11 protein-coding genes and 1 pseudogene are annotated in these 13,679 nt (G+C 38.3%); 9 read left to right on the top strand and 3 right to left on the bottom strand.

Annotated elements, in window-relative coordinates; all coding sequences use genetic code 11:
• Positions 1-6 precede the first annotated feature (6 nt).
• Both CYO90_RS09270 and CYO90_RS10815 read left to right on the top strand, forming a co-directional pair.
• A complete protein-coding gene (locus CYO90_RS09270) occupies positions 7-507 on the top strand; it encodes a PAS domain-containing protein (protein WP_002940448.1) in 501 nt (166 codons plus the stop codon).
• 551 nt (positions 508-1,058) lie between these two features.
• Positions 1,059-1,766: pseudogene (locus CYO90_RS10815) on the top strand (methyl-accepting chemotaxis protein); the annotation flags it as partial.
• A gap of 870 nt (positions 1,767-2,636) precedes the next feature.
• Here CYO90_RS10815 and CYO90_RS09280 read toward each other — a convergent pair.
• Together CYO90_RS09280 and CYO90_RS09285 are read right to left on the bottom strand one after the other, a co-directional pair.
• Complete coding sequence (locus CYO90_RS09280) at positions 2,637-3,068, bottom strand: GatB/YqeY domain-containing protein (protein ID WP_103579293.1); 432 nt, start codon at positions 3,066-3,068, stop codon at positions 2,637-2,639.
• Between the two features lie 30 nt (positions 3,069-3,098).
• Entirely contained in the window at positions 3,099-4,001 is a 903-nt protein-coding gene (locus CYO90_RS09285; protein WP_103579294.1) for a disulfide bond formation protein DsbA, read from the bottom strand.
• A 130-nt stretch (positions 4,002-4,131) separates the two neighbouring features.
• On the opposite strand from CYO90_RS09285, the gene CYO90_RS09290 reads away from it, so the two are divergent.
• Positions 4,132-5,670 (top strand): inorganic phosphate transporter, encoded by a 1,539-nt coding sequence (locus CYO90_RS09290; protein ID WP_103579295.1) that lies wholly within the window; start codon positions 4,132-4,134, stop codon positions 5,668-5,670.
• Positions 5,671-5,760: 90 nt separating this feature from the next.
• Here CYO90_RS09290 and CYO90_RS09295 read toward each other — a convergent pair whose 3' ends face one another.
• The gene (locus CYO90_RS09295) at positions 5,761-8,334 is read right to left on the bottom strand and encodes an ATP-dependent Clp protease ATP-binding subunit (protein ID WP_103579296.1); all 2,574 of its coding nucleotides are present in this window, start codon (positions 8,332-8,334) and stop codon (positions 5,761-5,763) included.
• 219 nt (positions 8,335-8,553) lie between these two features.
• Here CYO90_RS09295 and CYO90_RS09300 point away from each other — a divergent pair, with 219 nt between their 5' ends.
• Genes CYO90_RS09300 through CYO90_RS09325 form a run of 6 tightly spaced genes read left to right on the top strand, consistent with a single transcriptional unit; the run spans position 8,554 to position 13,451 of the window.
• On the top strand, positions 8,554-9,861 hold the full coding sequence (locus tag CYO90_RS09300; protein ID WP_103579297.1) for a S41 family peptidase: 1,308 nt from the start codon (positions 8,554-8,556) through the stop codon (positions 9,859-9,861).
• A gap of 16 nt (positions 9,862-9,877) precedes the next feature.
• Positions 9,878-10,588 carry a phosphoribosylaminoimidazolesuccinocarboxamide synthase gene (gene purC / locus CYO90_RS09305; protein WP_009293856.1) on the top strand — a complete coding sequence of 237 codons (711 nt, stop codon included), beginning with the start codon at positions 9,878-9,880 and terminating at the stop codon, positions 10,586-10,588.
• An 8-nt stretch (positions 10,589-10,596) separates the two neighbouring features.
• Positions 10,597-10,833, top strand: a complete 237-nt coding sequence (gene purS, locus CYO90_RS09310; RefSeq protein ID WP_009293857.1) for a phosphoribosylformylglycinamidine synthase subunit PurS — start codon at positions 10,597-10,599, stop codon at positions 10,831-10,833.
• Positions 10,830-11,495, top strand: coding sequence for a phosphoribosylformylglycinamidine synthase I (gene purQ, locus CYO90_RS09315; protein ID WP_103579298.1), 666 nt, complete (start codon positions 10,830-10,832; stop codon positions 11,493-11,495). Before purS ends, purQ begins: the two co-directional genes overlap by 4 nt.
• Positions 11,489-12,796: an SH3 domain-containing protein gene (locus tag CYO90_RS09320; protein ID WP_103579299.1), complete on the top strand. Its 1,308-nt coding sequence runs from the start codon at positions 11,489-11,491 to the stop codon at positions 12,794-12,796. Before purQ ends, CYO90_RS09320 begins: the two co-directional genes overlap by 7 nt.
• Entirely contained in the window at positions 12,783-13,451 is a 669-nt protein-coding gene (locus CYO90_RS09325; protein ID WP_103579300.1) for a lysophospholipid acyltransferase family protein, read from the top strand. Before CYO90_RS09320 ends, CYO90_RS09325 begins: the two co-directional genes overlap by 14 nt.
• Positions 13,452-13,679: the final 228 nt, after the last annotated feature.

Raw genomic sequence — 13,679 nt, forward strand, 5'->3', positions numbered from 1 at the left:
GAGAAGATGTCTGAAAATAAAGAACACATGGTCGAAGAGAGCGCCTTTTTGGTCTCAAAGACCGACTTAAAAGGACGTATTACGTATTGTAACGAGCCATTTTTAAAGATAGTTGGAGCAAAGCAAGCTGAAGTTTTGGGTAAGCCTCACAACATCATAAGACACCCAGATATGCCAAGAGCTGTTTTTAAGCTACTTTGGGAGCGCATAAAAAATAAAGAAGAAATTTTCGCTTATGTTAAAAACAAAAGCTTTGATGGCGGGTACTACTGGGTTTTTGCAAATATCACAACTTCGCTTGATGTGCAAAACAATCCAGTTGGCTACTACTCAGTTAGACGCAAGCCAAATCCAAAGGCGATTGAGATAATAGAGCCTATATATCAAAAGTTGTTATCGGTAGAAAAGAGCGGTGGCATGGATGCTTCGATGAAATTTTTAACTGATTTTTTAAAAGAAAAAAATCTAAGTTATGATGAATTTGTAAATAACCTACAAAGGCTATAATGATGTTTGGAAAAAAACTTGACTCTATAAATGAAATTTTAAGCGTAGTGGGCTCAGCTAGAAACGGCATCTTAGAGCCTAGGATAGTAAATGTAAAAGAAAATGACCCTCTTTATGAAGTAGCACTTGGTATAAATGACTTGCTTGATCAAGTTGAGGCGCTCCAAAGAGAAATTTCAACCTCAATAGACGCTGCTCAAAGCGGACTAACATATAGAAATATCTTTACAGAGGGATTTCGCGGTATATTTAAACAAAATGCCATCTCTATGAGTAACGGCGTAACTGGTATAAAAGATAGTCACAAAAGTAAAGTAAGAGGCCTGCTTTCAAAAGAGCTTGACGCACTTGGCAATGGCAACGACGGCATAGAAGATGTTAGAAACGATCTAAATGAGAGCATCAAAAACCTAAGCCAAATGGCGCACATGGCACAAGATACGGCTAGGATCGCTGAGGATACGACGCAAAGCATCAATGAGCTAAGCGTAAATATGAGCTCACTTGAAGAGCTGATAGAGGGCTCAAGCCACGCTATAAGCACGCTAAATAGTAGAACAGATGATATCACTTCGGTTGTAAATTTGATAAAAGATATAGCTGAGCAGACAAATTTGCTAGCTCTAAACGCAGCTATCGAAGCAGCGCGTGCAGGTGAGCATGGACGCGGCTTTGCAGTTGTCGCTGATGAGGTTAGAAAACTAGCTGAAAATACCCAAAAAGCGACACACGAGATCGGCGTAAATATCCAAACACTTCAGCAAGAAGCCAAAGATATAGATGAAAACTCTAAAAAGATCGATGAAATTTCAAAGATCGCCACAGCAAATGTCGAAAATTTCAAACAAACTTTAGCTAGCTTTAACCAAAATGCAAAAGAGACAGCCCAAAGATCAAAATATGTAGAAGACAAGACCTTTGGCATCATCGCTAAGATAGCTATCATCGTCTATAAAGTGGGTGTTTATTCAGACACTGTAAATGAGCAAGGCTACGGCGATGATATAGCAAAAGACGCGGATGATCTTGTAGCGTGGTATGAAAACGAGTGCGCAAAGAGCTTTAGCCACACTAAAACTTATGAGAAATCACGCCATTTAGTGGATGAATTTAACAAAAACATCAAAGCCATCTTGACAGAAGCTGGCAAGGGCTATAACGAGAAAAATTTAAAACATTTTGTCACTGAGTTTAGAAAGCTTGAAGATCTTAGTAGAGAGATATTTAACTCATACAACGAAATGGTTGCTTCAAAATAACTTCAAATTTGCTAGACTCGCTTTGGGTCTAGCTTTTTAAATTTATATATCAAATTCTTTTTTTATTGTGCTTTTAAGGGTATTTTGAAAAATTAAAGATTTTTAAAATTTGCCTCTTTTAGCAAGAATGTTGCCATAAAACAAGACTAAAATTTATCTAGATTTGTTTTTATAAAAGTCTGTAAATTTAAGAGATTTTGTTTTTAAATTTAGGAGTTCTTCACTGTTAAAATAAGGTTAAATTTTGTTAGGCTATACTTATGCATATCAAATTCTGCTTTTTAAGCTATTCATTTCTCACAGTGGAGCTTTCTGACTTTTATCATCCCATAACAGCAGGCACGTTACGGTATGCTCTAGAAATTTAAGACGTGTGAGAGAATTGTAGATTTATTTCTTAGGACGAGATAATTACAGCAAAACAAAGCCTAAATTTAGCAACCCACCACTTTAAATTTTTACTTCTTTAGCACATAATGCACCAGCAAACCAAAGCTAGTTTTAAAGCAAAAGTGTTAAATTTAACTTCATGTTTAAAAAATTTGATAACTGCTTAGTATAAAATTTATAAATTCACTAGATACCGCTATAAAGTAAAGTTAAATTTAGCCAAGTTTGTTTTTGTTTTTTGCTTCTTTTGTGCCGCTAAAGCTAAAATGTTTATAAAATTTAAAGGTTTGCCAACCTCAAAGTAAAACAATCAAATTTTAAATCCCTGCTCAAAAACATAAATTTAAATTTAGCAAACCGCCCTAGCCTAAATTTATAAATTTATCTCTCTCAAAATTAATATTTGATGTAAGACGAAGTAGTTTTAAAGCCTGCGCATTAAATTTAAAATACAGGCTTTAAGAAAAATGTATATTAAATTTACGCCAAAAGCTCTTTTGCGATCATGCTTATGCGTTTTGCTTCAGCGCTCGCTCCGATCTCATCTTTTGCCGTTTTCATCACAGCGCCTAAATTTTTACCAACCTTTTCAATTATGCTTTTTATCTTCTCTTTTAACTCATCATCACTTAGCTGAGCTGGCAGATATGTCTTGATTAGCTCGATCTCGCTCTGCTCTTTTTTAGCTAGGTCCTCTCTTGCTCCCTTTAGATAGAGCTCAACCGAGTCAGCTCTCTTTTTGATCTCTTTTTGAAGTAGCGGGAGCACGACCTCGTCGGTCATCTCGATCCTTTGATCGACTTCGACCTGTTTAAGTGCTGCATTTAGCGTCCTTAAGGTGTCTCTTTTAAACTCATCTTTTGCTTTCATAGCCTCTTTTATGTCGGCTAAAATTTGCTCTCTTATGCTCATTTTATCTCCTTTAAATTTTTGAAATAATAACTAAAATTTTGTGATAATTTCTTGAAATATGCCTTGCAGATAAGCCGCCCCAACGCCCTCTCTAAGCCCATCGTCTATTACTATAAATTTCGCATTTTGCCCGCTTAAAAGCTCCTCTAAAAGCAGCGTTCCAGCGATGAGCGGATACTTTCTGCTTCTTCCTACTGCTACATCAGCGCTTTTGTCATCCATCTTTAAAAGCTCATTTACAAACCAAGCAAGATCGTCATTTTTAAGCTCATATCCGCTCACTTTTTTTGGATCATAGCTTTCGTAGTTTAGTCCAAGTTTTAGTGCTGCGATAGTGGTTGGCACGCCAGAAGTTAGCACGATAAGTCTGTTGTCAAGACTTGTTAAAAATTCCATTGCCTCTTTTGTATAAATTTTTGCATTTTCTTGCATAAGATCAAGCGCTTTAAACCTCTCATAAAAGGTGATGATGCCAAATTTAAAGCTTATAAATTTTCCATCTTCGCCTATCTCTGAGCTTGCACCGCCGATGTCGATGATGCTAAATTTATCATTTATGCCAAGCTTTTTTAAGGCATTTTGCACGCCTAAAAATGTAAGTTTTGCTTCAGCTTGCCCGTCAATGATATGAAAATTTATGCCAAATTTCTCTCTTATCTCGCTAAAAATTTCTTCGCTATTTGATGCCACTCTAAAAGCTTCAGTCGCGACTGCCACGCATTTAAATTTAGTAAAGTCAAATTTGCTTTTAGCCTCCGCTATCGCTTCAAAAAGCCTATTTTTAGCCTCCAAGCCTATCTTGCCACTTTCGTTTAAGCCCCTTGCAGCTCCAACTATTTTTTCATAAATTTGCTCATTACCAAAGCCATTTTGCACCTTTTTTATAAGCGCCACCCGAAATGTGTTTGAGCCAAGATCGATCGCTATAACCAAAATTTATCCTTAATATTTTTGCCAAATTCTAACATATGATAATTTAGTATCATTTAAAGTGAGAAAATTCTAAAAACTTTAATAATTTTCAAGATATAATTTTGCCAAAAACTCTTACAAGGGGGCTTGATTGCTTCGAGATAACTTCTTGGCGTTAGTTATTTTTGCGATTTGCAGCGTTGGATTTTTCGTTTGGGGCTATCAATATATCCCGACAAATAACTACTTTTTATTCTTGATCGCTGGTATGTTTGGTCTTTTTATGGCGTTTAATATCGGCGGAAATGACGTTGCAAACAGCTTTGGCACAAGCGTCGGCGCAAAAACACTCACACTAAAACAAGCTCTTGTAATCGCCGCCATTTTTGAGCTTAGCGGCGCGATATTTGCTGGATCTGAGGTTACAAATACCATTAGAAATGAGATCGTGAAATTTCCAAGCGATCTAAACCCGATGAAATTTGTCATTATCATGATCTCAGCCCTTCTTAGCTCAGGTCTTTGGCTATTTTACGCATCCAAAAAAGGTCTACCAGTCTCAACCACCCACTCGATCGTTGGCGGTATCGTTGGCGCAGGACTTGCTATGGGTTTTATGATAAAAGATCCAGAACCATTTAGCATGGTCTCATGGAGTGAGATCGGCAGGATCGCCGTTAGCTGGGTTATCTCACCACTGCTTGGCGGCGTGATGTCTTACATTATATTTGGCTATGTAAAAAGTAAGATTATTGAGCCAACACATGAACTTAAAATGAATCTAAAAGCACTAAAGGCTGAGAGAAAAGCATATAAAGAAAGCTTTGTAAAAGCACTAAAAACAAAGCCGGCTGAGGAGCAGATAGCTACTCTTTCAAAGATCGCAGTTATCGATGAGGACGAGATCGAAACCACTGAATACAGCGAGTATCGCTCAAAAATTCGCATCATGAAAGATAGCGAAAAAGAGATAGATACCTTTAAAGCGATGAAAAAGCACATCCCGATCATCGCTGGATTTGCCGCAATGGTCATCTCGTCAATGATGCTTTTTAAAGGGCTTGAGCATATAAATTTAGCCTTTAGCATCATCCAAACAGTCTGGATCATCTTCGTCATCGGAGCTCTAGCGTATCTTGCAAGCCTTGCTATCATAAACGTCATGAGTAAAAACGATAGCGAAAAGAGCATCAATAGAATTTTCTCATGGTTTCAAATTTTTACCGCTTCATCTTTTGCGTTTTCACACGGTGCAAACGACATCGCAAACGCGGTTGGACCATTTGCTGCTGTGCTTGATGTGCTAAAGACTGGCTCTATAAACGAAAGCTCACCCATACCAAGTATCGCAATGGTAACCTTTGGCATCTCGCTTGTCGTTGGACTTTGGTTTTTAGGCAAAGAGGTGATCACCACTATCGGCTCAAAACTAGCTGAAATTTTACCTACGACTGGCTTTAGCGCGGAGCTTGCCTCAAGTATCGTCATACTTCTAGCTACAAAGCTTGGCATACCAGTTAGCTCGACGCATATCCTAATAGGCGCGGTTTTGGGCATTGGCATCGTAAATAAAAATGCAAACTGGAAAATGGTAAGACCTATCATCCTAGCTTGGCTCATCACGCTTCCAGCAGCTGCTATCTCATCAGCTATATTTTACTTTGCCCTTGCTAAATTTTTAGGTGTTTAGTCATATTTTTAAATAGCTAAACCGCCCTATTTCTAGATATTATATGAAAGCTTGGCAAGTCAAATTTCGACCTGCCAAGTAAATTTGAAGTTATTTTTTCTTAATGATAATCTTCTCACTGTCGCTATCAATGGTGATCTCATCGCCACTTTCAAGCTCATCTTTTAAAATCATATCAGCGATCTTATCTTCAACTAGCTCATAAAGCGCTCTTCTAAGAGGTCTTGCGCCATAAACTATGTCAAAGCCAGCTTTTGCGATAAATTTCTTAGCCTCTTCGCTTAAAACCGCCTTGATACCGCGGTTATGAAGAGTTTTTTCAAGCTCTTTAAACATGATCTCAACGATAGATATCAAGCCTTGCTCGTTTAGAGGATTAAAGATGATAGTATCATCAAGCCTATTTAAAAACTCAGGCTTAAAGTAGTTTTTAAGCTCGTTTTTAACAGCCACGTCACGGTCTTCACCCTTTAGCTCCATTATGAAATTTGAAGCGATGTTTGAAGTTAAAATGATGATCGTGTTTTTAAAATCAACAGTTACGCCTTTGTTATCAGTCGCGCGTCCATCATCAAGTATGCCCAAAAGTATGTTAAATACATCCTTGTGAGCTTTTTCAACCTCGTCAAAAAGTATGACTGAGTATGGTCTTCTGCGAACCGCCTCTGTTAGCTGACCGCCCTCATCGTAGCCTACATATCCTGGAGGCGCACCAAGAAGCCTGCTCACGCTATGTTTTTCCATATATTCGCTCATATCAAAGCGGATAAGCGCCTTCTCATCGTCAAACAAGAACTTAGCCAAAGCCTTAGCTGACTGAGTTTTACCAACGCCTGTTGGTCCAAGAAATAAAAATGAACCAATCGGTCTTTGACCTTCATTTAGCCCAGCTTTGTTTCTCTTAACAGCACGCGCAAGTGCGTGTAGTGCGTCATCTTGACCGACAACGCTCTCTCTTAGATGCTCTTCGATGTGCAGATATTTCTCTTTTTCGCTTGTTAGCATCTTTTTAACTGAAATTCCAGTCCATTTGCTCAAAATTTCAGCCACAAGCTCTTCATCGACTTGATTTTTAAGAAGCACTCCCTCTTTTTTCATGTGCTCCCATTTTTCTTCGAGCTCGTGTTTGTGTTTTTTAGCGTCAGCTATCTTGCCGTATTCTATCTCGGCAGCTTTTTGAAGATCGCCATTTCTTTTTGCTATCTCAGCTTGTGACTTTAAGCTATCGATCTCTTTTGTTGCTTTTGAAATTCCGCCAAAAACGGCCTTTTCGTTTTCAAATTTAGTATCAAGCGCTAGCTTTTTCTCATTTAGGTCAGCTATCTCTTTTTCGATCTCGCCAAGTCTTTCTTTATTTTTATCCGCATCCTCCATCTTTAGAGCTTCTTTTTCTACTTGAAGCGTTACGATCTCGCGTTTTATCTTTGAAAGCTCGTATGGCTCGCTCTCTATTTGCATCTTAAGCTCAGCTGCTGCCTCGTCTATAAGGTCTATCGCCTTATCTGGCAAGAAGCGGTTTGCGATGTAGCGATCACTTAGTCTTGCAGCGGCAACTAGCGCGCTATCTGTTATCGTGATGCCATGATGAACTTCAAGGCGCTCTTTTATACCACGTAAAATTTGAAGTGCCTCATTTACACTTGGCTCTTTAACATCTATTGGTTGAAAACGTCTTTGAAGTGCTGCGTCTTTTTCAAAGTATTTTCTATACTCTTTTAATGTTGTCGCACCAACAGCGTGAAGCTCACCACGCGCAAGAGCTGGTTTTAGGATATTTGCAGCGTCCATTCCGCCATCGCTCGCACCAGCTCCAACTATGGTGTGAATTTCATCTATAAAAAGTATGATATTGCCAGCTTTTTTAACCTCGTCGATGACAGCTTTTAGTCTATCTTCAAACTCGCCTCTATACTTTGCGCCAGCTACAACTGCACTCATATCAAGCGCGATGACACGCTTGTTTGCAAGGCTTGTTGGCACATCTCGAGCAACTATCTTTTCAGCTAGCCCCTCAACGATGGCTGTTTTACCAACACCTGGCTCACCAAGCAAGATAGGGTTGTTTTTGCTCTTTCTTATTAAAATTTGCATCATCCTAGTGATCTCTTCATCACGGCCGATGACTGGATCAAGCTCTTTATTTAGCGCTTTTTGTGTGAGATCGATACCAAATTTCTCTAAACTATCAAGGGTATCATCGCCAGTTTGGCTATCTATCTTTTTACCACCTCTTATGCTCTCAAGGTTCTTTTTGATCTCTAATATATCGCAAAATTTGCTTAAAATTTGTTTGATCTCACTAAGCTCAAGAGCCGAGATGATCCATGTATCAACAGCTATGTAGCTATCGCCCATGCTTACCATTAAAGCTTTTGCATTTTCAAGTGAATTTATAAGCTCTCTTGAAACTGAAACGTTATCTTTTGTGACGTTTGAGCTGCTTGGGAGTGACGAGATCTTGCTTTTTATCTCAAGCTCGACTGCGTCTTTGCTTATGTTCATCTTGTTAAATACTTGATTTAAAATAGAATTACTATCAGCGAGCAAAGCCCAAAAGACGTGAAGTGGCACAACTTGTGGATTTTTAGAAAAGATCGCTAAGCTAACGCCTTTTTCAAGTGTCTCTTGCATCTGCGCTGTTAAATTTTCTGTTATGTCAGCCATTAAAGCTCCTTAAGTTATTTTATAATGGCAGCATTATATAACTTTAGTCTTATATTGTCAAGTATTTTTATAACATTTGTCACTCTTTTTATTTAATTGCTAAAATTTGCTGTTATAAATTTGTGTTAAAAATAGACAAAAGCTAAAAATATAAGGCTAAATTTATGCTTTTTTTAGCCAAATGTTAATAAAATTGAGCCAAAAAATATAGGAGATATTTTGAATAAATTTACTAGATCTTTTGCGCTAAAAATAACAGGCGCCCTATTCATCTCAAGCGTAGCAGTAAATGCACTTTTTGCTAAAACTGAAGATGAGGCGAGTGCGAAACTTGAAGCACTTTCAAAACTTACAAAAACCATCTCAACTGTTGAAAAATACTACGTTGATGACATTAAATTTAAAGAGATAATCGACAAAGCTATCGCTGGTTTAATGCAAAATTTGGACGCTCACTCAAGCTTTTTAAATGAAAAAGCATATAAAGATATGCAGGTGCAAACAAGCGGCGAATTTGGCGGACTTGGCATAACAGTTGGCATGAAAGATAGCGCACTAACCGTTATCTCGCCTATCGAAGACACTCCAGCTGACAAAGCAGGCATAAAAGCTGGCGATATTATTTTAAGGATCGATGGCAACTCAACTATCGGCACAACGATAGATGAAGCTGTAAATAAGATGCGCGGCAAGCCAAAAACTCCGATAACAATTACGATTTTGCGAAAAGGCGAGCAAAAGCCATTTAACGTAAAAATCATAAGAGATATTATAAAGGTTGAGTCTGTCTATGCAAAAATGATAGAAAATGAAAACATACTTTATATACGTGTCACAAATTTTGACAAAAACGTCGTCACAAAGGTAAAAGATGCGATCAAAGAGCATCCTAAAGCAAATGGCATCATACTTGATCTTAGAAACAACCCTGGCGGTCTTTTAAATCAAGCTGTTGATCTAGTGGATCTTTTCGTAGATAACGGTATCATCGTCTCCCAAAAAGGTCGTGATGCATCTGAAAATGTAGAGTATAAAGCAAGCGCTAGCAAAACCTTATCAAAGCTCCCACTTGTAGTGCTGGTAAATGGCGGAAGTGCAAGCGCTAGCGAGATCGTAAGTGGTTCATTGCAAGATCATAAGCGTGCGGTGATAATTGGCGAAAACACATTTGGTAAAGGCAGCGTTCAGGTGATCTTACCAATAGACGATACAGAAGCGCTAAGACTGACCATCGCAAGATACTACTTGCCAAGTGGCAGAACTATCCAAGCTGTTGGCGTAACGCCTGATGTAGTCGTGCATCCTGGCAAAGTGCCACAAAGTGATGATAGTGCATTTAGCATCAAAGAGAGCGAACTAAAAGCGCACCTAAAGAGCGAGCTAAACAAGATAAATCCAACAAGCGAGGGTAATAAAACTGAAGCAAAAGATGATAAAAATATAATCACACAGAAAAAAGTTGATGAGGATATTCAGTTAAAAACAGCGATTGATACGATCAAAATTTTAAAGATAAAACAACAATAATCTAAAGGAGAACAACATGCAAAAAAGAGAGCTTATCTACGAGGGAAAAGGCAAGAAAATGTACGCCACAGACGATCCAAATCTACTTGTGGCTGAATTTAAAGACGATTTAACAGCGTTTGATGCTCAAAAAAGAGGCAACGAAGCTGGCAAAGGCGCACTAAATAACAAAATCTCTACTCAGCTTTTTAAACTGCTAGAGAGCAAAGGTATCGTCACTGACCTTGTTGAGACCATCAGCGACACTGAGCAAGTGGTCAAAAAATGTGAGATCATACCTCTTGAAGTTGTTGTGAGAAATATCGCAACTGGCTCACTTAGCAAAAGGCTTGGCATAAAAGAAGGCACAGTTCTACCTTTTACACTTGTTGAGTTCTACTACAAAAACGACGATTTACACGATCCACTAGTTACTGATGAGCACTGCATCATCATGGGTCTAGTAAAAAGCGAAAAAGATCTTCAAACTCTAAGACACACAGCAAGAGAGATCAACTCTATCTTATTTAAATTCTTTGCAGAGAGAAATTTAAAACTAGTTGATTTCAAAGTCGAATTTGGTATCGACAAAGATGGCAACATCATCTTAGCTGACGAGATAAGCCCTGATAGCTGCAGATTTTGGGATGCGACAACAAACGAAAAACTTGACAAAGATAGATTTAGACAAGACCTTGGTAGCGTAAAAGTAGCTTACGAAGAAGTTTTAAGAAGAATTCTTTCTTAAGGACAAAGATGAAAGCTGTTGTAAATATAGCATTAAGAAGTGGGGTCCTTGACCCTGCTGGTAAGGCAGTAGAACACGCGCTAAATTCACTTGGATTTAGCGGTGTTTCAAATGTCAGGATAGGCAAACAAATCGTTTTAGATATCGACGAGAGCGATAAAAACAAAGCAAAAGAGCAGCTAAAAGTTATGTGTGAAGAGCTTCTAGCAAACACCGTCATCGAAGACTACGAGATCGTGCTATGAAAGTAGCCATCATAATTTTTCCTGGCACAAACTGCGAAGAAGACACAGCTCACGCCTTTAAACTACTTGGCTGCCAAACGCAGATCATCTGGCACAAAGAAGATAAGATCGATGCTGATCTAGTCGTTTTGCCCGGTGGTTTTAGCTATGGCGACTATCTAAGAACGGCTGCGATAGCTAAATTTAGCCCAGCTATGCAGGCTGTAAAAGAGCATGCGAAAAAAGGTGGCTACATTTTAGGAATTTGCAATGGCTTTCAGATGCTTCTAGAGCTTGGACTTTTAAAAGGTGCGATGAGAAGAAATGAAAATTTAAATTTCGTCTCAAAATATCATCACTTAAAGGTTGTCTCAAATAACAATAAATTCCTAGCAAATTTAGCTAAAAACGAAGTGGTAAATATCCCTATCGCTCATGGAGAGGGCAACTACTATACCGACGAAGATACGCTAAAAAGCCTATATGATAACGAGCAAGTCCTGCTAAAGTACTGCGACAGCTACGGCAATGAGATAAATCCAAATGGCTCAGTTGATAGCATAGCTGGGATTTGCGATGATAGTAAGAGGATCTTTGGTCTTATGCCTCACCCAGAGCGCGCTTGCGAGAAAATTTTAGGCACAGATGATGGCATGAAGATGTTAAAAGGGCTAGTTTGGTAAAACGAGCACTTTTTATCGCCCTACTCGCGCTAAATTTATTTGCTGCAAACACTGATGAAGTCAGCGTTTTTGACATGATGGATGAGGCAAGAGAGGATAAATTTGTAAATAGTCCAAGTTCAAAGCCGCAAACAAAAACTCCAAGCGAAGAAGAAATATCAAGAAAGCTCGTATCTCCACGCTCTATCGCCCCACAGCCAGAGCGTATCACTCCAGAGCAGATGCGAAATATCGTGCCGACAAACGAACCAGACATCAGCGTCCCTGATAATCAAGTCTATGACAAGATAAAAATAAAAGACCTCCTTTTAAAAGCGACAAATATCCCTAAAAATGTCGTCGTAGGAGAAATTTTTAGCGTTGAGATCGTAGCTGATACTCAAAGCGACCTTGAGTTTGAGTTTGAGACACAGCTTGATGAGACAAATATCAAATGGCTAAATAAGAAGAATTTTCAATGGGTAAAAGGTGAAGAAAACAAATATATCGGCACTTTCTACCTTGAAGCAACGAGCATTGATGCAAAGACTTTACGAGTTAGCTTGGATCTAAAAAGAAATGGCGAGAACTATCAAAACTCAAACATAAATATCTTTTTACCAAAGCTAAAAGAGCTTAGAAGTGACGAGAACTACAACCACATCGTCGCTGACAACCTTGAGGTAAAGAAATTTAAAACGACTAAATTTGATGATATAAACAACATCATGGTCGTTGAGATTTACGGCAACAATGTCGATCTAAGCGCCTTTAATATCGAAAACAAAACGATCCTAAAGCAAGGCGTAGATACGATAAACGGCGACTTTAACTCGCAAAGTGCATATTATTTTGCAGTGTTTAAGCCAAACAAAAAGACGCTTGACTTTAACTACTACAACCTAAAAAAAGCTAAATTTGAGAGCTTTTCACTGCCTGTGAGCGTCGAAGAAGACGAGGTTAGCACGCAAATCGGTCTAAATCCAAAACAAAGCGAATTTAGCACTTACAAAGATATCACGATCTACTCTTTGGTCGCTATCTTTATCTTGCTAGCGATCTGGCGAAGAAAGCTAAGCTACTTCTTTGTGGCAGCTGTTTTTATCGCACTTGGAATTTATACTTACAATCCTTTTGGCAAAGCAGTGCTTAAGCCAGATGTGAGCGTCACTATCTTGCCGACTAAAAATTCAACCGTTTTTTATACATCTCGTAAAAACGAAAATGTTGAAATTTTAGACACAAAAGATGACTACTCAAAAATTTTATTTGCGGACGGCAAAATCGGCTGGGTAAGAAAGGGTGATCTTGTCAAAAATTAGAGCTTTTTTCTTTTCTATTGAATTTGTGATAAGCGTTGTTATCGTCGTATTTTTTATGTGGCTCTTTAACTCTAAAAATAGAGCCATAAGAAAATTTTGGGGCAGATCGCAGAGATTTTTTGGCGGGTATAAGCTAGAAGTTATCGGTAAATTTAGCGATGAAGCAAATATCTTGCTGATAAATCACCAAAGTATGCTTGACATCATCGTGCTTGAAGAGATCCATCCTAAAAATATCTGCTGGATCGCAAAGGCACAGATAGGCAAGATCCCGATCATCGGTAAAATTTTGAGCCTTCCAAAGATGATAGCAGTAGAGCGAGAAAATAAGCACTCACTGATAAAGCTTTTAAGCGAAGCAAAAGACAGAGTAGAAAGTGGCCGTGTTTTAGCGATATTTCCAGAAGGCACAAGGTCTCAAACCAGAGAGTTACTACCATTTAAAGGTGGCGCAAAGCTGCTAGTTGAAAAGCTAAATTTAAAGGTTCAACCTATCGTAATCGTCGGAAGCGATGCGATGAAAGTGAAAGAATTTAGCTTTAAAAAAGCTGACATCAAGCTCTTTTGTCTTGATCTAGTCGATACCTCAAAACAAAACTGGCTAGAGGCGACTAGAGAGAGCATGCAAAAAGTCCTAGACGAAAATAGAAAATAAATTTAGCTTTGTAAATTTACAAAGCCCTACTCTATTATTATTTATAAATTTTTTGTTTTATATACGAGAAAATTTTATCTATAAATTTAAAAAGGTCCAGCTCTCGCTAGACCTAAAACATTAAATTTAAGAAGTAAAAGAGGTAAAAACTTAAGTTCTAAAGACGCTAAGTCTAGTATTTAGCGCATCTGTCATCTTATTTAGATGCTCAGCTGCAGAAGCTATCTC

The organism is Campylobacter concisus (assembly GCF_002913745.1).
Taxonomy (GTDB): domain Bacteria; phylum Campylobacterota; class Campylobacteria; order Campylobacterales; family Campylobacteraceae; genus Campylobacter_A; species Campylobacter_A concisus_R.